At 69.0% G+C, this 20,205-nt stretch carries 15 protein-coding genes; 8 read left to right on the top strand and 7 right to left on the bottom strand.

Annotation, left to right across the window (positions count from 1 at the left end; genetic code table 11):
* Positions 1-67: 67 nt before the first annotated feature.
* Positions 68-754, top strand: a complete 687-nt coding sequence (locus ABGB18_RS13535; RefSeq protein WP_347695798.1) for a hypothetical protein — start codon at positions 68-70, stop codon at positions 752-754.
* Here the strand turns inward: ABGB18_RS13535 and ABGB18_RS13530 are convergent.
* Entirely contained in the window at positions 747-2,783 is a 2,037-nt protein-coding gene (locus ABGB18_RS13530; RefSeq protein WP_347695797.1) for a glycosyltransferase, read from the bottom strand. The genes ABGB18_RS13535 and ABGB18_RS13530 overlap by 8 nt on opposite strands.
* A gap of 136 nt (positions 2,784-2,919) precedes the next feature.
* Positions 2,920-4,050: a UDP-N-acetylglucosamine 2-epimerase (non-hydrolyzing) gene (gene wecB / locus ABGB18_RS13525; RefSeq protein WP_347695796.1), complete on the bottom strand. Its 1,131-nt coding sequence runs from the start codon at positions 4,048-4,050 to the stop codon at positions 2,920-2,922.
* Positions 4,051-4,106: 56 nt separating this feature from the next.
* Between wecB and ABGB18_RS13520 the strand changes: the two genes are divergently transcribed.
* The 6 genes from ABGB18_RS13520 (at position 4,107) to hisC (ending at position 12,208) form a co-directional block, all read left to right on the top strand.
* On the top strand, positions 4,107-5,786 hold the full coding sequence (locus ABGB18_RS13520) for a glycosyltransferase family 4 protein (protein ID WP_347695795.1): 1,680 nt from the start codon (positions 4,107-4,109) through the stop codon (positions 5,784-5,786).
* 121 nt (positions 5,787-5,907) lie between these two features.
* Positions 5,908-7,170 (top strand): nucleotide sugar dehydrogenase, encoded by a 1,263-nt coding sequence (locus ABGB18_RS13515; protein WP_347695794.1) that lies wholly within the window; start codon positions 5,908-5,910, stop codon positions 7,168-7,170.
* 19 nt (positions 7,171-7,189) lie between these two features.
* Positions 7,190-8,278 (top strand): glycosyltransferase, encoded by a 1,089-nt coding sequence (locus ABGB18_RS13510; protein ID WP_347695793.1) that lies wholly within the window; start codon positions 7,190-7,192, stop codon positions 8,276-8,278.
* A 28-nt stretch (positions 8,279-8,306) separates the two neighbouring features.
* Complete coding sequence (locus tag ABGB18_RS13505; protein ID WP_347695792.1) at positions 8,307-10,103, top strand: DUF4434 domain-containing protein; 1,797 nt, start codon at positions 8,307-8,309, stop codon at positions 10,101-10,103.
* A 47-nt stretch (positions 10,104-10,150) separates the two neighbouring features.
* The gene (locus ABGB18_RS13500) at positions 10,151-10,855 is read left to right on the top strand and encodes an NUDIX domain-containing protein (protein ID WP_347695791.1); all 705 of its coding nucleotides are present in this window, start codon (positions 10,151-10,153) and stop codon (positions 10,853-10,855) included.
* 291 nt (positions 10,856-11,146) lie between these two features.
* Positions 11,147-12,208 carry a histidinol-phosphate transaminase gene (gene hisC / locus ABGB18_RS13495; RefSeq protein ID WP_347695790.1) on the top strand — a complete coding sequence of 354 codons (1,062 nt, stop codon included), beginning with the start codon at positions 11,147-11,149 and terminating at the stop codon, positions 12,206-12,208.
* A gap of 47 nt (positions 12,209-12,255) precedes the next feature.
* Here hisC and ABGB18_RS13490 read toward each other — a convergent pair whose 3' ends face one another.
* Entirely contained in the window at positions 12,256-13,194 is a 939-nt protein-coding gene (locus ABGB18_RS13490; protein ID WP_347695789.1) for an EamA family transporter, read from the bottom strand.
* 186 nt (positions 13,195-13,380) lie between these two features.
* Here ABGB18_RS13490 and ABGB18_RS13485 point away from each other — a divergent pair, with 186 nt between their 5' ends.
* Positions 13,381-13,896 carry a rhodanese-like domain-containing protein gene (locus tag ABGB18_RS13485; protein WP_347695788.1) on the top strand — a complete coding sequence of 172 codons (516 nt, stop codon included), beginning with the start codon at positions 13,381-13,383 and terminating at the stop codon, positions 13,894-13,896.
* 1,180 nt (positions 13,897-15,076) lie between these two features.
* Here ABGB18_RS13485 and ABGB18_RS13480 read toward each other — a convergent pair.
* The 4 genes from ABGB18_RS13480 to purD all read right to left on the bottom strand — a co-directional run bounded on the left by ABGB18_RS13480 (position 15,077) and on the right by purD (position 19,957).
* Complete coding sequence (locus ABGB18_RS13480; protein WP_347695787.1) at positions 15,077-16,366, bottom strand: GTP cyclohydrolase IIa; 1,290 nt, start codon at positions 16,364-16,366, stop codon at positions 15,077-15,079.
* Positions 16,367-16,567: 201 nt separating this feature from the next.
* On the bottom strand, positions 16,568-17,833 hold the full coding sequence (gene murA / locus ABGB18_RS13475) for a UDP-N-acetylglucosamine 1-carboxyvinyltransferase (protein WP_347695786.1): 1,266 nt from the start codon (positions 17,831-17,833) through the stop codon (positions 16,568-16,570).
* A gap of 76 nt (positions 17,834-17,909) precedes the next feature.
* On the bottom strand, positions 17,910-18,746 hold the full coding sequence (locus ABGB18_RS13470) for a phosphoribosylaminoimidazolesuccinocarboxamide synthase (protein ID WP_347695785.1): 837 nt from the start codon (positions 18,744-18,746) through the stop codon (positions 17,910-17,912).
* Complete coding sequence (gene purD / locus ABGB18_RS13465; protein ID WP_347695784.1) at positions 18,743-19,957, bottom strand: phosphoribosylamine--glycine ligase; 1,215 nt, start codon at positions 19,955-19,957, stop codon at positions 18,743-18,745. The genes ABGB18_RS13470 and purD overlap by 4 nt, the downstream gene beginning before the upstream one ends.
* Between the last annotated feature and the right edge of the window lie 248 nt (positions 19,958-20,205).

Here is a 20,205-nt window from a genome sequence, read left to right as displayed (position 1 = left end):
ACTCGGCTCCTTACTCTCCACTTCCTCTAGCGTTTTCAACAATGCCGCCCGAGGAATTGGAGAATCCATGCGTAAGGCCATTTCTGGCATATGTCTGGGCATGATGGCGATGGCCGGATGCTCGGCGGAGGAGAAGCCCGCCGCGGACCCCGCGGCCTCGGTCCCGCCCTCGCCGTCGGCGGCCGAGTCGGCCAAGCTCCGCTCCGCGCTGCTGCCGGTGCCCAAGGGCATGCGCGTCGCGTACGGGCCGGAGCTGGGCGCGTTCGGCTCGCTCAAGTCCACCCAGGAGGGCCTGGCGGCGGTCCGCCAGGCCAAGCTGCGCCGGCCCGAGTGCGCGGGCTCGGCGCAGCTCGACGCCGACCGGCCGGACGTCGCCAAGGCGCCCGCCGCGGTGATCGCGTTCGCCGCGGACCGCGGCTCGATCACCCAGGCGGTGGTGTCCATGCCGGCGCCCGTCTTCCCCGACCCGCTGCCGCGGGAGTGCGCCAACTACACCGCCGACGTCGCCGGCACCCCGGTCGCCTACCGGACGAAGATGCTCTCCATGCCGCCCAAGGGCGACCAGTCGCGGGCCTACCTCACCACCGCGAAGGGCGGCGAGGAGAACGCCGAGATCGGCTCGGTCATGATCAGGCGGGGGACCATGATCATGAGCATGCTCGTGGTCGGCAAGCAGGTGCAGCCGCAGGGCCTGTACGAGCTGGCCCACCTGGCCGACCAGAACCTCGCACAGGCCGCCAAACAGGTCAGATGAGTACGTGGTCGTCGGGGCGGCCGACGAAGGAGAACTGGGCGTTACGGGTCAGCTTGATGTGGTTGGCCTGCCACGTGTGCATCGAGGCGTCGGCACTGCGCCAGTAGACGAAGTTGAACCGGTCCGCCGAGTAGATCTTGACGGAGTCCTCCTTCAGCCGCCGTACGAGGTGGGTGTCCTCGCCCCGGGTGAGGTCGGGGAAGCCGTACGAGCGGAACATGTCCGCCTTGCCGAGGAACGTGCCTCCCTGGACCAGCCACGAGTAGCGGTGCTCCAGGCCGGGCAGGCGCAGCATGGTGGTGTTGCCGCCCTCGAAGTAGGCGTAGTGCGCGCCCTTGCCGACCAGTTCCGCGTCGGAGTAGTCGAACGCGCGCACCAGGTCCGACAGGTAGTGATCGCCGTACAGGTTGTCGTCGTCCATCTTGGCGATCAGGTCGCCCTCGGCGGCGGCGATGCCCAGGTTCATGCAGGCGCCGAGGGACAGCGAGGCGTCGGCGGCCAGCACCACGACGTCCGTGACGCCCGCCATGCGGGCCTTGTCGGCGACCACCACGGGGTCGATGTCCAGCCCGTGCAGCACCATGACGAGCTGCAGCGGGCGGTGGATCTGGCGGGCCACCGAGGAGATCGCGTGCTCGATCTGGGCGGCCCGGTTGGTGGGCAGCACCACCGAGATCGAGCGGGACCTGGACTCGACCGGCCGGCCGAGGTCCTGCAGGATCTGGTCCACCCGGTGCGAGAACAGGTGCTTGTCGAACACCTCGCGCATCGCCAGGTGCCCCATCCTGGCCCGCAGCTCGGGGCTGTTGATCAGGTGCAGAACCTGGTTGTAGGACTCGATCGGCTCGCGGGCGATGGGCACCAGCTCCCCGAACGTCTCCTCGATCGCCCGCGACCACCCCGACACGACGGGCGTGGCGCAGGCGGACAGCTCGAAGACGCGCCGGGCGCACATGGTCGGCGAGTCCAGCACCGAGTTGACGTTGAGGAAGACCTTGTACATCCGGTACGCGGCCAGCATCTGGTCGTAGGGCAGCTCGCCCACGATGTGCGGCCGGTACTTCTCCGGCCAGGCGTACTTCTCGTCCACCTCGCCGTTGCGCGCGAAGATGTGCAGGCCGAGCTCCCTGATCGGGTCGAGCACGGTCTCCATCTGCTCGCGGCGCTCGGGATGCTTGTCGCGGAAGTACATGCCGGCGAAGACCACGTCGTGCAGGCGGCCCTGCTTCTGCTGGATGGGATTGTGCACCCGGGGCTGGGCGGCGAACTGCAGCACGTCCACCCGATCGTGTCCCAAAATTTCACGATATTTCGGCAGCATGTCACCGTCGCAGGTGAACACGTAATCGAACAGCTTGGCCGTGTCGATGAAGAAGTCGAAATTCGGCGGGTCCTCCTTGTTCCAGAAGACCGTCGGGATGCCCTCCCCGCGGCACCAGGCGAGCAGGTCGCGCAGCGGCTCCTTGGGAGCGTTGGTGCCGGTCATCTGGTAGCGCCAGCGGCCCTGGTTCCCGTGCCACGCCGACTCGCAGAACAGCAGGTCGGGCCGCTTCTCCTGGAAGATCTCGGGCCAGTCCTTGAGCCCGAACTCGATCTGGTCCCACTCGTAGCGGAAGGCCATCCTGGAGAAGTCGTCCAGGATCACCGCGACCTTCAGGTCCGGCCGGTTCACCGGCCCGCCGGGCCACTTCGCCGGCGGCACCTCGACCAGCGGCGGCCGGTGGTTGGCGATCTCGATCGCCTCGGTGACCGGCATGGGCGGCTTCGGGGCCTTCTGCTTCGACCGGACCGCCTCGACGATCTTCCCCGGACTCTTGGAGCCCAGCGCCTCGCCCAGCTTGAACGTCCGCTTGGCCTGCGTGGCCTCCAGCTTCCAGGTCGCGTACGCGGCCTTGGCCTCGGCGATCTCCAGCCGCCGTCGCAGCTCCCTGACCTCCGCCTCGAATCGCTCGATCACTTTGCGATCCTCCGGCAGCCAGTTGATGGGGCCGAGTCGCTGGTAGGTGGGCTCTTCGGGGGTTTCGGCCATGGTGAATACGCCTTACTGCTTGGGAGGGGCCGATAGGAAACCCGCTCGTCGGACTGCCACCCCGCAGTCGTGCCGCCGTGCGGCAGCCCACATAGCCGGTTTCTAATCGGAAGTCATAGTACGGCGCACATGGCCGCTATTCGGGGCGTTTGCCCTGAGAGGCAGGTGCCAGGTTGTCCCCCTTGAGCCAGGCGGAGATCACCTTCGCGATCCGCGGCCCGGCCGCGCCGTCCCACAGCACCGGCAGCTCGCCGGCCGGCGTGGACGCGCCGTCGGCCAGCGCCTTCTCCGCGGCGGCGGCCAGCAGGGCGGGCGTGACCAGCCGGTTCGTGCCGTGCGTGATCGTGATCGGCCGCTCGGTGTTGGGCCGGACGGTCAGGCAGGGGACGCCCAGCACGGTGGTCTCCTCCTGCACACCACCGGAGTCGGTGACGACCAGGGCGGCACCGCGTACGAGTGAGAGGAAGTCCACATAGCCCAGCGGGTCGACGACCCTGACCGACTCCCCGTCCACCAGACCCGCCTCGGCCAGCCGTACCTTGCCGCGGGGGTGGATCGGCACCACGAGCGGGATCTGGCGCGAGACCTCCAGCACCGCGTCGACCAGCTCCTTGGCGGCCTGCGGGGTGTCCACGTTCGCGGGGCGGTGCAGGGTGGCCACGGCATAACGAGCCGGTATGCCCAGCCGCTCGACCACCGGGGCCGGGTCCAGCGACGGCAGGGCCGCGTGCAGGCTGTCGATCATGGGGTTGCCGGCCAGGTGCACCTTGGCCGCGGGCACGCCCTCGTTCGCCAGGTAGGACAGGGCCTCCGGCGAGGTGGCGAACAGCAGATCGGCCAGCGCGTCCGTGACGACCCGGTTGACCTCCTCCGGCATGCCGCGGTCGAACGAGCGCAGGCCCGCCTCCACGTGCGCGGTCCTCACGCCCAGCTTGGCGCAGACCAGGATGGCGGCCAGCGTCGAGTTGACGTCGCCGTAGACCACGACCAGGTCGGGCTCGTGCTCGATGACCACGTCCTCCAGGCCGACCAGCAGGGCCGCGGTCTGCTTGGCGTGGGTGCCGGAGCCGACCCCCAGATTCGCCACCGGATCGGGCAGTCCGAGATCGGCGAAGAAGACGTCCGACATGAGGGCGTCGTAGTGCTGACCAGTGTGGATGATGCCCTGCCGCACGCCGAGTTCGTCGAGTGCCCGCACCACCGGGGCCGCTTTCACGAAATTGGGACGAGCACCCAAGACGTGCAGGACCAGGGGGTTTTCCCTCATTGACCTCGCCTTTCATAGCGGAAGGGAAAAAACGCTGCCTATGGTACGGTCACCGCGTGGCATCCGACGCCAGTCGTCAAGACTCCTCCCGTTCAACCGACAGGGTTTCCGCGAAGTCCGCCCGTGCCGGCGTCGGGGGACTTCTGAAGGGCTTCGTCCAGCACCCGATCATCGTCACCCGGGTCGTCGTGACGAAGGTCAAGTCCGACCCCGTCCGCGTGGCGCAGGCCGCGGCCGACGCGCTCCCGCCCCGGCTGCGCCCGATCGTGGGCAGCGTCGCCTGGCCGGCCGCCCGCAGGGCCCGGCGCGTGGTGCGCAAGCTCGGCATGCGCGTGATCAAGGCGCCGTGGAACGAGGCCAAGGGTCACTGGGACGCGGGCCGGGTCAGCCAGGCCGCCGAGGTGCTCGACGCCCACACCAAATACCCCTTCGTCAAGCGCAGGGCCGCCTACTACCGGGGTGAGCTGGCCGCGATCAGCCCCGACCCGATCCCGCCCGCGCCCAAGGTGGCCGTCACCGATCGCGTCGAGGGCCGGGTGATGCACCTGGTCACGAACGCGCTGCCGTACACGCAGGCCGGCTACACCGTCCGCACCCACCGCATCGTCACCTCCCAGAAGGCCGCGGGGCTTGACCCGCACGTGGTCACGAGCTGGGGCTGGCCGATGATGCAGGGACACGCGGACGCACCGCCGTTCGAGGAGATCGACGGCATCCCCTACTACCGGCTGCTGCCCGACGGCCACGGCGAGGTGCCGTTCGAGATGCGCGGCCGCATGGTCAAGGGCGCCGAGGCGGTCACCAAGCTCGTCGCCGAGCTGAGGCCGCAGGTCCTGCACGCCGCCACCGACCACCGCAACGGCTCCGTGGCGCACGCCGTGCGCGACCGGACGGGCACGCCGTTCGTCTATGAGGTACGCGGTTTCCTGGAGGAGACCTGGGCCTCCCGCGACCCGATCCGGGTCGGCAGTCAGCGGCACGTGCTGCAGCGCGAGCGCGAGGCGTTCCTGATGCGTGCGGCCGACGCCGTGGTCACGCTGGCCGAGACCATGGCCACGGAGATCGTCGAGCGTGGGGTGCCGCGCGAGAAGATCCATCTGGCGCCGAACGCGGTGGACGACTCGCTGCTGACCGCCCACTACGACGGGGCGTCGTTCCGCACCGCGTACGGCATCCAGCCCCACGAGGTCGTGGTCGGGTCCGTGTCGAGCATCGTGGCCTATGAGGGGTTCGCCACATTGTTGCGGGCCGCCGCGCTGCTGCGCGACGATGGCGCCCCCGTGCGGGTGCTCATCGTGGGCGACGGCACCGAGCGCGAGAACCTGCTCGCGCTGGTCGCCGAGCTGGGCCTGAAGGACGCCGTCCTGCCGGGCCGGGTCGGTCCCGATGAGGCGCTGCAGGCGCAGGACGCCATCGACGTGTTCGTCTGCCCGCGCGAGGACCTGCGGGTCACTCGGCTCGTCACGCCGCTGAAACCCGTCGAGGCGATGGCGCTGGGCAAACCCGTGGTGCTGAGCGACCTGCCCGCGCTGTCGGAGCTGCTCGGCTCCGACGGGGCCGGGCTGCTCGTGCCGGCGGGCGATCCGGCCGCGTTGGCCAAGGCCATCGGGGGGCTCAGGGAGGATCCGGACCGGCGCGCGGAGATGGGCGAGGCGGGTCGTGCCGAAGTCGCCGCGAAGCGGACTTGGAGCCGCGTTGCCGAGACTTATCAAGCTCTATACCGGACTCTGGCGTAATGATGACCTTCATGTTGGCTGTCTCTTGTGACGGGTTCGGTCGCATTAGGCGTGAGCTAGGTGGACTTGAGATAACCTTTGCGACCATGAAGTGTTGTTTCCGGCTCCCTAAGGCACAGCTGTGACAGAAATCGACTTGGCTGTCATCGGCCTGGGCTACGTCGGCATGCCACTCGCCAAGGAGGCGGTGGGTGCCGGCCTCCGGGTCGTCGGCCTCGACGTGGATCCCGGCAAGGTCGATGCGCTCAACGCCGGTCGGTCCTACATCGATGACCTGACCGACGCCGACCTCGAACACATGCTGACCAACGGGTTCAGTGCCACGCTCGACGCGTCCGTGCTGGCCAGGAGCAACACGATCGTCATATGTGTGCCCACCCCGCTGGACGAGGATCACCGCCCGGACCTGTCCGCGGTGGAGGGCGCGACCAAGGCCGTCGCCCGCAACCTCAGCAAGGGCACGCTCGTCGTGCTCGAATCCACCACCTGGCCCGGCACCACCGACGAGGTGGCCAGGCCGCTGCTGGAGACCTCGGGGCTGGTCGCGGGCGAGGACTTCCACCTGGCCTTCTCACCCGAGCGCATCGACCCGGGTAACCCCAAGTTCGGCCTGCGCAACACACCCAAGGTCGTGGGCGGCTACACGCCGACCTGCCGGGACCGGGCGACGGCGTTCTACGGGCAGTTCATCGAGCAGGTGGTGCCGGTCAGCGGCACCCGCGAGGCCGAGATGGCCAAGCTGCTGGAGAACACCTACCGGCACGTCAACATCGCCCTCGTCAACGAGATGGCGATCTTCTGCGACGAGCTCGGGATCGACCTGTGGGAGTCGATCGAGGCCGCCTCCACCAAGCCGTTCGGGTTCCAGAAGTTCCTGCCGGGGCCCGGTGTGGGCGGGCACTGCATTCCGGTCGACCCGTCGTACCTGTCGTACACGGTCCGCAAGCTCGGCTACCCCTTCAGGTTCGTCGAGCTGGCGCAGGAGATCAACGAGCGGATGCCCTCCTACGTGGTGGCCCGCGTGCAGCGCCTGCTGAACAGACACAAGAAGCCCGTGAACGGCGCCAGAGTCGTTATGCTCGGCGTCACCTACAAACCGGATATCGCCGACGAGCGCGAGACCCCGGCCCTTCCAGTCGCGCGGGCGCTGCTGGAGCTGGGGGCCGACCTCACCTTCGTCGACCCGTACGTCAAGGAGTGGGCAGTAGACGGCACACCCGTGCCGCGTGAGGAGGACCTGGCCGAGGCCGTGATCAACGCGGACGTGACGGTGCTGCTGCAACAGCACGCCGCGTTCGACCTTGACATGGTCGAGGCGAAGGCCAGGCTCGTGCTCGACACCCGCGGCGTGCTCGCCGAGGGTGAACGCGTCGAGCGGCTGTAGCGACGGAGGGCTGCGCGCAGTGCACGTGCTCGTCATGACGGTGGTGCATAACCCCGAGGATGCCCGGATCCTGCACAGGCAGATTCGTGCCCTTGTGGATGCCGGTCATGAGGTCACGTACGCCGCGTCGTTCACAGGGCACGGCGTCGTCCCCAGACCGTGGGTCAACGGAGTCGATCTTCCCAGGGCTTCCCAGCGTAAGCGGATGGCCGCGGTGTGGGCCGCACGCCGGGTGTTCAGGCGCATGCGGGACAAGGTGGACCTCGTCCTCATCCACGACCCCGAATTGCTGTTCGCGGTGTGGGGGGTGCGCAATCGGCCGCCCGTGGTGTGGGACGTGCACGAGGACACCCCGGCCACGCTCTCGCTCAAGCCGTGGCTGCCCTCGCTGCTGCGCCCGCCCGTACGCTTCCTCGCCCGCCTGCTCGAAGGCACCGCCGAGCGCCACCTGCACTTGTTACTGGCCGAGACGGCGTACGCGGGCCGGTTCAAGCACGCCCACCTGATCGTGCCGAACGAGACCTGGGTGCCCGACTCCGTGACGCCGCCCGGCGACGACCGGGTGGTCTACCTCGGCTGGTTGTCGCGGGCCCGGGGGGTGACCGAGGCCGTCGAGGTGGCCAAGCTGCTGCAGCCGTACCGGGTGGCCGTGGAGCTGATCGGCTACGCGGACCCGCAGAGCCGTCCCGTGCTCAACCAGGCGGTCACCGAGGGCCTGCTGGAGTGGCGCGACTTCATGCCCAACGACGAGGCGCTCAAGCGGCTCGACGGGGCGCTGGCCGGGCTGTCGCTGCTGCACGACGAGCCGAACTACCGGCACTCGATGCCCACGAAGATCGTGGAGTACATGGCCCACGGCATCCCCGTCATCACCACCCCGTCGCCGCGCGCGGTGGAGCTGGTCGAGCGTTACGACAGCGGTGTCGTGGTGCCCTGGGAGGATCCCAAGGCGGTGGCGCAGGCCGTGCTGACGCTGCGGGACGACGTACGCGAGCGGCGGGCGCAGGGCGCGCGCGGCTACGCGGCGGCCAGGGCGAACCACCACTGGCCCAACTCGGCCAAGCGTTTCGTCGCCCAACTGGAGTCGTGGGCCGGGGTCAAGCCGTAAACATTCGAGGGCGGGTAGGTTCCTGAACGTGCGCTGGCTTTTCCTGGTCGTGGGCGCAGCCATCGTGGCCGTGGTGGCAACCGTGATCATCATCCTGCCCACGTCCTCGCAGGAGCCGAACACGAACGCCGGCCGGTCGGCGGCGCCCCGGCATCCCACGGACGAGCCGACGCCCAAGGTCAAGGAGTTCACCGACGGCTGTGGAACGTTCGACACCGGCGAGCCGGCCCCGTACGCCGTCACCGGCTACTGGATCACCCCCAAGTCGAACCCCTGCACGTGGCGCTCGCAACTGCAGCAGATCCACAAGGTCGGCGGGGACACGATCATCAGGATCGGGTACGGCCTGCAGTTCCGCAGCACGTCCGACAGCGGCGAGGTGCTGACCAAGGAAGGCCACGTCGACTCGCTCTACGAGCCGTGTCACGAGGACGGCCTGACCTGTCACGACGCCGCCGAGCAGGCCCTGCAGGAGGCCAATCCGGGCAACCGGATCGGCCGCACCTACGTCTACCGCACCGACGAGTCCTTCGGTCCCAACCTGTTCCGCTGTCCCGAGATGGAGCACGGCATCACGGTGGGCAAGCGAACCTACTACCGCCTCATCACCCAGGTGGACGGCTCGGACGACCCCACCTGCGACTTCACGAGCAAGGCCGAGTCCTACGACATGATCCTGGTGGCCGGCTCGAACACCGACAGTCTGACCGAGCTGCTCAACCTGGGCGACCAGTTCGGCATGCGGATCTTCCCGGCGCTGCCGCTGGCCCCCCGCGACCCGGACGTCCCGACCAGGGCCAACAAGAAGCACATCGGCACCCTCACCACGCTGACGCGGCGAATTCTGCAGGACTACGGCGTGCGCTTCGCCGACCGGGACTCGCTGGGCGGGGTCTACCAGCCGTTCGAGGTCCAGATGGCCGCCAGCCTGAGCTCCAACCCGACCTTGGAGGTGTACGCCGACCAGCACACGATCGTGGAACAGGAGCTGCCCGGCAAACCCATCCTGATCAGCCCCTACCTGGACGCGCGTAAGAGGGTCGCCTTCGGCCAGACGCCCGCCCAGGTGGCCGAAGCCTTCACGGCCCTGGCCAAGACCGGGGTCGGCATCATCGCGCCGCAGGACAGCCGGGGGACCGGCAAGGTGGGCCTGTTCTGGCCGGACGAGAGCGACACCGAGGTGGACGAGCGGCTTCGGCCGGTGGTGGGGGAGGCGACGTACAAGACGGCCTACCACGGCTCGACCCGCGACTACTACCGCTCGATGGCGGAGGCCCGGGACCAGATGCTCCGGGCCGGCCACAAGGTGCAGCTCTGGGCGAACGTGGAGGCCTTCGAGCCGTCGGGCGACGTGCCGTGCGCGCCGACGGGGACGCGCGGCAAGACCGACAAGCAACGCCTGGACCAGGCCGTCACGATGGCCGGGCGTTACGTGCAGAAGATCGTCTCCTACATGTGGAGCGATTTCATGACTTGTGGCAATCCCTCGCTCGAAAAGGAGATAACCGGGGACTGGCGGCGTCCGATCGCGGTGGACGCCATCAGGCGGCCGCGGGACGTCCAGGACGGGGTGGAGGTGCGCGGCTACAACTTCCGGGGCTCCACGGTCGGCATCCAGTGGTCCGGGGGCACCAAGGACCTGGTGGTGTCCGCGGTGGGGTGGCTGGATGAGGATCCGCTGGAGGAGATGCCGGAGGGCATGGCCACGGCCTGGGTGCCGTTCGACTGGAGCCAGGTGCCGACCGGGGAGTGGGTCAGGATCACCGTCAAGGTGCCCTCGGGCCTTTCGACGACGGAAGCGTTACACGTGCGCATCCTGACGTAGCGCGCACTGTTCGCTCCCCGCACACGACTGCGTGTAACGTGCGGTCCATGGTCCCGAGCATCCCGGTCAGCGTCGACCTGGTCGTGCTCACCGTGCGCAACCAGGCGCTCAGCGCCCTGGTGTGGCGCCGAGACAATCCCCCTTTCCTGCGCCGCTGGTCGCTGTCCGGTGGCTTCATCCAGCTCGACGAGGACCTCCCGGCGGCCGCCCACCGCATCCTCTCGGAGCGGGCCGGCCTCCCCGGCGCGCCGGTGCACCTGGAGCAACTCCAGACCTACGGCTACCCCGACCGTGACCCGAGGCAGCGCGTGCTGAGCGTCGCCTACCTGGGCCTGGCCCCCGACCTGCCCGCCTCGGAGAAGGCCCACATGAGCTGGCAGCCCGTGGACTCGCTGCAGGTCATGGCCTTCGACCACCGCCGCATCATGCTGGACGGGGTGGAGCGGGCGCGCGCCAAGCTGGAATACACGTCGCTGGGGGCGGCCTTCTGCCCGCCGGAGTTCACGGTGGCGGACCTGCGCCGCGTCTACGAGATCGTCTGGGGCCGCCCGCTGGACCCCCGGAACTTCCACCGGAAGGTGACGAAGGCGGAAGGCTTCCTGCTGGAGACGGGCGCCACGACCACCAGGGACGGCGGGCGCCCGGCCAAGCTCTTCCGCCGCGGCCCCGCCGAGCTTCTCCATCCCCCGATGCTCCGCAGCCTCAAGGAACAGCCGGCCTTCGACCGGCCCGCCGGCCTTCCCGTGAGATGATCCCCAACCTCAGTCGTTTCTGGAGGTTGTGCACGTGATGGGAATCCTCTCCCTGTTGATCATCCTCGGTGTGCTGGCCGTCATCGCCGTAGTGGTGGGCGTGCTGATCTGGGCCCTCCACCGCTGACCGACCGGTGGAGGACCTTCCCAGCGGGCGTCCCGGGTGGCACCCTTGATCATGTGACCCCAGGGGCCCGGACAAGGGGTTCGTGACCGGCGGGGGCGGGGAGTGGGTGGGACCCGCACCCCCTGGTTGATGCCTCACACCGTCGCGCCTTCTATCGTTGGGCCATGCCTCGTTTCCGCCGCATCCTGGACACAATGGCCGCCTACAAGCCGGGCAAGGCCGTCGCGACCTCCGACGGGCGGTCGTACAAGCTCTCCTCGAACGAGTCCCCGTACGACCCGCTGCCGTCCGTGATCGGCGCGATCGCCGAGGGGGCGCGGCAGGTCAACCGGTATCCCGACCCGGGCGCGATCAAGCTGACCGAGGCGATCGCGGAGCGGTTCGGGGTGCCGGTCGAGCACATCGCGCTCGGCGCCGGGTCCGTCACGGTGGCGCAGCAGCTCTTCGAGACGGTGGCGGAGCCCGGGGTCGAGGTCGTGTACGCGTGGCGGTCGTTCGAGGCATACCCGCTGCTGGCCGACCTGGCCGGGGTGACCTCGGTCCGGGTGCCGCTGGCGGGCGAGGACCACGACCTGGACGCGATGGCGGAGGCGATCACCGACCGGACGCGCATGGTGTTCGTGTGCAACCCCAACAACCCGACCGGCACCGCGATCCGGCGCGCCGCTCTGGAGACGTTCCTGGACCGGGTGCCCGAGCACGTGCTGGTGGTGCTGGACGAGGCCTACCGCGAATACGTCCGCGACGAGGACGTCCCCGACGGCCTCACCCTCTACCGCGACCGGCCGAACGTCTGCGTGCTGCGCACGTTCTCCAAGGCGTACGGGCTGGCGGGGCTGCGGGTGGGCTTCATGGTCGCGCAGGAGCCGGTGGCGTCGGCCGTCCGCAAGACGATCATTCCGTTCGCCGTCAACCACATCGCGCAGGTCGCCGCCATCGCGTCGCTGAAGGCCGAGGACGAGCTGCTGGAGCGGGTCGAGCGGGTGGTGAAGGAGCGCACCCGGGTGCACGAGTCGCTGCTCGCCCAGGGCTGGACGGTCCCGCACTCCGAGGCGAACTTCGTCTGGCTCAGGCTCGGCGAGCGCACCCTCGACTTCGCCGCGGCGTGTGCCGCCGAGGGGGTGGCGGTGCGGCCGTTCGCGGGGGAGGGCGCGCGCGTGTCCATCGGCGACCCGGAGGCGAACGACGCGCTCCTCGCCGTCACCAAGAAGTTCCCGCACCGCTAGCCGCTCCATCCGGCGGGGCACCGGCGAGTGCCGGGTGCCCCGCCGCCTCAGACGGCGACTTCCTCCGGGACCGGGAGCTTGGATTTGGCGCGTCGCTCGGTGGACACCACCAGGGCGACGCCCGCGAGGATCACCAGCCCGCCCAGGATCATCTGCGTCGTCACCTGCTCGTTCAGCACCAGCATGCCCAGCAGGACGGCGACGGCCGGGTTGACGTACGCGTACGTGGACACCAGCGAGATCGGCGCGTTGCCCAGCAGCCACGTGTAGGCGGTGAAGCCCACCAGCGATCCCACGAGCACCAGGTACACCAGCGCCATCCACGAGCGTCCGGAGATCGCCGCCAGGTCGAGCCGCTCGCCGATCGACGGGCCGACCACGAGCAATCCCAGACCGCCGACCAGCATCTGGACCGTGCTGGCCGCCCACACGTTGTCGGGCATGGGGATGCGCGCCGCCAGGAACGACCCGATCGACCACGACAGCGAGGCCAGCATGATCACCACGACCCCTGTCGTGCTGGCCGACTCACCGCCCCCGTTCAGCGACAGGGCCGCCACCCCGACGAGCCCGACCAGCACCCCGGCCACCGTCAGCACCGCCGGCCGGTCCCTGACCACGATCCTGAACACCACGAGCCACAGCGGCACCGCCGCCACGAGCAGCGCCGCCAGGCCGGTGGAGATGTGCTGCTCGGCCACGGCGACCATGCCGTTCCCGCCGGTGAGCAGCAGCAACCCGACCAGCCCCGCGCCGCCGAACTGGCGCCACGACATCCTGAAGGGCGCCCATCCCTTCCTGATCATCAGGAAACCGCCCAGCAGCAACGCGGCCGTCACGAACCGCAACGCGCCGCTGAGCAGCGGCGGCATGGTCTCGATGCTGATCCTGATGCCGAGGTATGTCGAGCCCCACACCACGTAGACGATGGCCAACGCGCTCCACACGAGGAGTGGAGCACGACTGTCAGGGGCGTTTGCACTCATGGCTCATGACTGTAGCGGTCAGATGTGACAAAGCGCCCGCGAGTATCAGACTTCGGACAGTGGCGGGATATTAACGATAGACGGCTTTCCCGCCACTATCCCCACCTCACCCCACCCTGCCAAGCTCCCCCCATACCCAAGCGGCCACCAAGCCGCCCCCCTGCCAGACCATGCCGAGGAGAGCCCATGCCCACCGCCAGCACCCCGCCCCCAAGCCCGCCCGCCAGACCTACTCCCACTGCCACTCTCGCGGCCTCTCCCACCCTCTCTCCCGCCAATGCCGAGGCGATTGCCCATTTCTCCGCCCGCCTCGGCTTCGAGACCGATGTTTCGGACGTGGCCGCCGACCTGGCCGCCGCGGTCCCCGGCCTCGTCGTGGTCGACTCGCGCAGCCGGGAGAGCTGGGACCAGGGCCACATCGAGGGCGCCGTCCACCTCCCCACGGCCGAGATCGGCGTCAGGGCGTCCGAACTGGTTCCGAGGGACGCCATGGTCGTGACGTACTGCTGGGGCCCCGGCTGTAACGGAGCCACCCGGGCGGCGCTGGAGTTCGCGAGACTCGGCTACCGGGTCAAGGAGATGCTCGGCGGCTTCGAGTACTGGGCCAGAGAGGGCTTTCCGGTAGAAACCCGCTCGGGGATCATCCGCCATCCGGTGGACGCGCTGACAGCCCCCACGTCGGGCGTCTCGTGCGCCTGCTGACCCTGAGCCCATCCCGCACCGAAAAGCGCCCCCAGGGCCCCTACAGCCCCGCGCAGCCCTGTCCTGAAACCCAGCCACTCCAGGACGTAAGCCATCAACTCCCCCACCAAGGAGAAATCGGCCCGCATGGATGCGGTGACAGCGAGCGACGTGCCTGCCCAGGGGTAGCCGATCAAGCCCGCCCCCGCCCCGATCACCGTCGAAACATCAAGCCCGTAACGAGGAAGTGGATCAGCCCAAAACCCACCCATTACAGACGATGAACCATCGTTCATCCGCATTGCACCGCCCACAACCGAGCAGCTATCAACGGATGCGCACACGGCGTCGGCCGGAACCAAGCCAAGCCAGCCAGAAACGAACACCTGAGACCAGTCGCCTGGAGACATTCAGGGGTGAGGCGGCTCAACGCGGTCAGGCGGAACGCCCACCCAGAAAATTTGGCGCCCCCGTCCGAATCTCGTCGATCGGGGGCGTCGAAGAACATACCCCCATCTACACGGGTCAACCAATAGCTTCATAAGAGTCAATGTGCTGGTTAGCAAAGTTGACATCCGAAGTCAACATAACGGCCCTCCAGCAGTCACCAAAACCCCGATCCACCCCACAAACCCCGATCGCCCCACCCAGGTGGCTAACAGCGACGCCGGCGACGCGACCCACAAGTCACCCGGTAACCGGCCCACAGAGCGCCGTAACGGCGCCCGACCACGTGCGGGTCAGCGGCCGTCCCCTGGAGGCCCTGAACCCCGTGCGGCGGGTGGCGCCAAGTTGGCTTGCCGTAACGGATAAAAGAGGGCCCGCCGTCCTTGGAAGGGGAAGGGGACGACGGACCCGTACATGGGGGCGGACCCAAGCCCAAACAGCCCACGCGAGCAGACCCACGCGAAACAGCCCCACCCGAGCAGACCTACGCGAAACAGCCCCACACCGAAACGGCCACGCGAAGCCTGCCCACTCCGGACATGATCCACGTTAGGTGCGACCCGCGCCAAGCGCCAACTCACACCCAGCACGACCGAAGCCAGCACATCGTGCCCGGTCCCCGACCAGGCCCCACACCCGGTCAGGAGCCGTACCGGGGCGGACGCGCAAGCACGCCCGCCCCAAGCGAAACGCCCGATCAGCACGCCCGCCCCAAGCGAAACGTCCCATCGGCGCTCCCGATCAGATGACGACGCTATCGGGGGCCGAGTTTTTCCACGATCAGCCGATACAACTGCCGCGGCCGGCCAGGCTGCGGTGTGCGGTTCGGCGGCAGCGGCCACGCGAGTCCCTCGTCAACCAACGTGCGCAGCAACCGTCGAGCCGTACGAGGCGTAACCCCGAGCATTTTCCCAGCGCCCTCCGCGTCCACCACGGTGTCGCCGCCCTCCAGCTTGGCGGCGAGCCGGGCCAGCACCTCCACTCCCTTGGGTTTGAGCGCGGTGGCCCCGGTCGGTGGCATCCGGGGTGCGGGGATGAGTGCCCGCCCCTCCCGGTCCACCGCGAACCCCTGCGCCTGTTTTCCGGCCTGGGTCCGGGCCAGGGCAGCCCGCGCGTGCGACTCCGCGTCGTGCGTCGTCCGCCCCATCCCCACACCGACCTCGACCGCCAGCCCCAACTCGTCCCTGATCCGGGCGGCGAACGGCAACACCCTGAACCCGTCGGTGGCCGCCGCGATCGAGCCCCTGGTGGCGGTCACCAGGTAGCTGTGATCGTCGATCGGCCAGACGGTGGCGTTGATCCGGTTGGCCTCCTGGACCAGCAGCCGGTGCAGCGACAGCCGCAACTCGTCGCGCCAGTAGCGGGGTGCCGCGCGCCGCACGGGCTCGCGTAGCGTCGGCACCTCCACCAGCACCACGGTGAGTTGCGACTCCTCCAGCCGATGATGCGCCCCGAGCAGCGCCGCGGTGTGCAGCGCCGTCCGGACCGCGGCGGAGGTCGGCCGGATCCTGATGGCCGGTACGCCCGCCGCGTGCAGGCGTTCGGCCACCGCGGGCAGGCACGTCAGCGCCCCGGTGGTCGCGCCCTGCCGGGCGAGGCGTTCATGGTAGGCCGCGATCGTGCCGGTGGCGCCCGGCTCGTCACGGCTGTGCACGTCCGTGGCGGGGATGCCGAGATCGGTGTACGCCTCCTCGACATCGGCCCTGCTGACCACGTCGATGCTGACCCGTTGCGGGTCCATGCGGGTGTCCAGCGCGGCCTTGGCCAGCGCCGCCACCAGTGCTGCTCCGCCGAGTTGCACGTACGTCGCGGGCATCGTCAGCACGCCCGAACGCCTGGCCAGGTCGTAAGGGACCGGGCTGGCGAACAGGCACGCGTCGACGCCGGGACCGAGCCGCGTCACCTTGTCCGGTGCCTCCTGCTCGTCGCGGTAGGCGGCCGCCACCAGGCGACACGGCAGCGGAGCCGCGGCATGACCCATCAGCATGACTCGCTCGACCAGGTCGTGTGGTCCGACCACGCCGATGGTGAGGTCCGGTGTCATAGCGCCCGGGCGTGACACTCGGGGAGTTTCTTCGGCCCTCTCGACCAATGTTCGTCCCATCCTGCCGTCCGTTGCAGTGTTCTCTTTTGGAACGATCGCTCGCGGGGGCCGTAATGTCACGCCCGACTTTTCCGGAAAGCCGTTCTGGTTGACCGCCCGACAAGATGTCCTAGCAGCTCAAAGCGGTTTTTCGCACGCTTTTTAGCGTTCGGAAATCTCTTGTGTAATGTCCGCCCCGAGCGCACGCATTCGCGCGGCGAGATGTGCGTGTCCGCGATCGATCAGGTATCCGGACTCGATCACGGTCTCTCCCCCGGCCGCGAGTCCGGCCAGAACCAGCGCTATCCCCGAGCGCAGGTCGTGTGCCGTCACCTGCGTTCCGGTCAGCGGTGTGCGGCCGCGTACGATGGCCCGGCTGCCGTCGACTTCGACGTTGGCGCCCATCTTGTTCAGCTCTCCGGCCAGGGCGAAGCGGCCGTCGAAGATGCGCTCGTGAATGTAGCTGGTGCCGTCGGCGAGCGTCGCGACGGTCATCATCGGCGACTGCAGGTCGGTGGCGAAGCCGGGGTAGGTGTCGGTGATGATGTTGATCGGCCGCAGCGGCCCCTCGCACCGCACGTGCTGGACCGCGCCCTGCCGGGAGAACTCGACGCCCATCTGTTCCAGCTTGTAGCGGACGACGCCGAGGTCGAGCCCGGTGCCGACGAGGCTGAGCTCGCCCCCGGTCATCGCCGCCGCCATCGCGAACACGCCCGCGTCGAGCCGGTCGGGCATCACGGTGTGCTCGACGGCGTGCAGTTCGTCCACGCCCTCGACGGTGATGAACCCCGTGCCGCCGCCGCTGATCCGCGCGCCCATCTTGGTGAGGAAGTCGATGACGTCGAGCACCTCGGGCTCGAGCGCCGCGTTCTCGATCACCGTCGTGCCCCTGGCCAGGGAGGCGGCCATGATGAGGTTTTCGGTGCCGGTGTGGGAGGGGGTGTCGAGGTAGAGGGTGGCGCCGGTCAGCCCGGACGCCTTGACGTGGATGACGGTCTCGCCCTCCTCCACGACGGCGCCCAGCCGCTTGTAGCCCAGGTAGTGGAAGTCGAGGTTGCGGCTGCCGAGGTTGCAGCCGCCGACCCCTTCCACGATGGCCTCGTCCAGCCGGTGCAGCAGCGCGGGGGTGAACAGCACCGAGCCCCTGAAGCGCCGGGCGATCTCGGCGGGCAGCACCGGGCTCGTCAGCCTGGAGGCGTCGATGACCAGCGTGCGCTCCGACTCGTGGAACTCGACGTGGGCGCCGATCGTCTCGGCCAGTTCGACCGCGCGCCGGACGTCCTCGATGATCGGCACATTGCGCAGGACTGTGCGGCCCTTCGCGGCCAGCAGAGCCGCACCGATCATGGGAAGCACGGCGTTCTTCGCGCCCTGGATGAACGCGGTTCCACGCAGTGCGTTGCCACCGCGTACGCGGTAACGGACCATTCGTGCGGCTCCTTGAATTCACGGTACGGCTCGATCGGGCCAACAGTAGTCGGTAACACCCGATGACCCTGCCGAATCATCCGCTAAAGGGAGTCCCCGTGACACGCTCATACGCTTCTAGGTATCGCTGCCGGGTGCGCTCGACGATGTGGTCAGGAAGGCGAGGTGGGGGGTTTCCGGTGGATTTGTCCCATCCCGATTCGGGCGATAGCAGCCAATCACGCACAAATTGCTTGTCAAAAGAAGTCTGGGCATGGCCGGGGGTCCACTCGTCAGCGGGCCAGAAACGCGACGAGTCGGGCGTCAGAACCTCGTCGCCCAGTGTCAGCACGCCCTCGGAATCCCAGCCCAGCTCGATCTTGGTGTCGGCCAGGATGATGCCCCGCTCGCGCGTGATCTCGGCGCCGCGCGCGTAGACGGCCAGCGTGATCCGCCGCAGCTCCGCGGCCGTCTCCGCGCCGACCTCCGCGACGACCCGCTCGTAGGGGATCGGCTCGTCGTGCTGCCCCATGGGCGCCTTGGTGGACGGCGTGAAGATCGGCTCGGGGAGTCGCGAGCCGTCCTGGAGCCCCTCGGGCAGGCGCACCCCGGAAACCATGCCGTCGCTCCGGTATTCGTTCAGCCCACCGCCGGCCAGGTAACCCCGCGCCACGCATTCGACCTGGACCATCTTCAGCGGCCGGCACACCACACTGCGCGCGTCGTTGCCCCGCGCCACGAAATGGTGCGGAACGATGTCCTTGAGCTGCTCGAACCACCACAACGACATCTGCGTGAGAATGGCGCCCTTGTCGGGGATGTCGGGCTCCATCACGTAGTCGAAGGCCGACAGCCGGTCGGAGGCCACCATCAGCAGCAGCCCGTCCGGCCGCTCATAGAGGTCGCGTACTTTGCCGGAGTGCAGAAGCTTCATGAGGCGATGTCCGTCCGGTAGTGGGAGCCGCGCAGCTTGATCCTGTCCACCAGGTCGTAGGCGTGCCGGCGCGCGCTCTCCTGGTCGGGCCCGCTGCCCACCACGGCCAGCACCCGCCCGCCGTCGGAGACGATCTGGTCGCCGACCCGCCTGGTCCCGGAGTGGAGCACGTAGGCGTGCTCGGTCGGCGCCAGCCCCGTGAGGACGTCGCCCTTGACGGGCGCCGCGGGGTAGTTTTCCGCGGCGATCACCACGGCCACGGCCGCGCCGTCCTTGAACACCGGGTCCAGCCCCAGCTCCCCGGTCGCGCACGCCATCAGCAGCCCGCCGAGCGGCGTCTCCAGCCGGTCGAGCAGCACCTGCGTCTCGGGGTCGCCGAAGCGCGCGTTGAACTCCACGACCCTGGGCCCCGCCGCCGTCAGCGCCAGCCCGACGTAGAGCACCCCCTGGTACGGCAGCCCGCGCCGCGCCAGCTCCCCGATCGCCGGATGCACGATCTCCCGCATGACCTGGTCGGTGAGCTTGTCGGGGGCCCACGGCAGCGGCGTGTAGGCCCCCATGCCCCCGGTGTTGGGCCCCTCGTCCCCGTCATAGGCCCGCTTGAAGTCCTGCGCCGGCTGCAGTGGCACGGCGGTGCTCCCGTCGCAGAGCGCGAACAGCGACACCTCGGGCCCGTCGAGGAACTCCTCGATCACCACCCGCTCGCAGGAGAGCGCGTGGGCGAGCGCCTCGTCCCGGTCATGGGTGACGACCACGCCCTTGCCCGCGGCCAGCCCGTCGTCCTTGACCACGTAGGGGGCACCGAACTCGTCGAGCGCCGCCGCGGCCTCCTGCTCGGTGACACACGTCCGGGACCGCGCGGTCGGCACGCCGGCCGCCGCCATGATCTCCTTGGCGAACGCCTTGGACCCCTCGATCATGGCCGCCTCGCGGGACGGCCCGAAGCACGCGATGCCCGCCTCACGCACCGCGTCGGACACCCCCGCGACGAGCGGCGCCTCCGGCCCCACCACGACGAGATCGACCCGCAGGCGCCCGGCCAGCTCGGCCACCGCGGCGGGGTCGAGGGGGTCGACGGGATGCGTGGTCGCCACCGCCTCGATGCCCGCGTTGCCTGGGGCGCAGTGGAGCTCGCTGACCTGGGGGTCGAGCTTGAGTGAACGGCACAGGGCGTGCTCACGCCCTCCGGAACCAATGACTAGAACGCGCACGCGTCCATTGTCGCAGGCCCGCCGCCTGCCACCCCCTCAGGCCCGGTGCACACCAAATGCCGGAATAGGGAGCAAGCTTTGTGGAGTTCTACCTGAGCCGGGGACTCCTCGGCGAGTATTGTCAGAGAAGTTCACCCGCCTGTGGTAAGTTAGGGCGGCTTTGCGGCGTTCCGTGTGATTGGAGGTGGTCCGGGATGAATCCTGGTGATCCCAGCAGTACGTGCCTCGACACGTACATCCTGCATACC

It is taken from the genome of Nonomuraea sp. B12E4, from assembly GCF_039871825.1.
Classification (GTDB): domain Bacteria; phylum Actinomycetota; class Actinomycetes; order Streptosporangiales; family Streptosporangiaceae; genus Nonomuraea.
The sequence above is the reverse complement of the archived record's forward strand: the minus strand, read 5'-3'. Positions and strand labels throughout refer to the sequence as shown.

Bases quoted from the DNA above. Each gene is read 5' to 3' on its own strand.
- ABGB18_RS13535 (WP_347695798.1), top strand. From the start codon at position 68: ATGCGTAAGGCCATTTCTGGCATATGTCTGGGCATGATGGCGATGGCC.
- ABGB18_RS13530 (WP_347695797.1), bottom strand. From the start codon at position 2,783: ATGGCCGAAACCCCCGAAGAGCCCACCTACCAGCGACTCGGCCCCATC.
- wecB (WP_347695796.1), bottom strand. From the start codon at position 4,050: ATGAGGGAAAACCCCCTGGTCCTGCACGTCTTGGGTGCTCGTCCCAAT.
- ABGB18_RS13500 (WP_347695791.1), top strand. From the start codon at position 10,151: ATGGTCCCGAGCATCCCGGTCAGCGTCGACCTGGTCGTGCTCACCGTG.
- hisC (WP_347695790.1), top strand. From the start codon at position 11,147: ATGCCTCGTTTCCGCCGCATCCTGGACACAATGGCCGCCTACAAGCCG.
- ABGB18_RS13490 (WP_347695789.1), bottom strand. From the start codon at position 13,194: ATGAGTGCAAACGCCCCTGACAGTCGTGCTCCACTCCTCGTGTGGAGC.
- ABGB18_RS13485 (WP_347695788.1), top strand. From the start codon at position 13,381: ATGCCCACCGCCAGCACCCCGCCCCCAAGCCCGCCCGCCAGACCTACT.
- ABGB18_RS13480 (WP_347695787.1), bottom strand. From the start codon at position 16,366: ATGACACCGGACCTCACCATCGGCGTGGTCGGACCACACGACCTGGTC.
- murA (WP_347695786.1), bottom strand. From the start codon at position 17,833: ATGGTCCGTTACCGCGTACGCGGTGGCAACGCACTGCGTGGAACCGCG.
- ABGB18_RS13470 (WP_347695785.1), bottom strand. From the start codon at position 18,746: ATGAAGCTTCTGCACTCCGGCAAAGTACGCGACCTCTATGAGCGGCCG.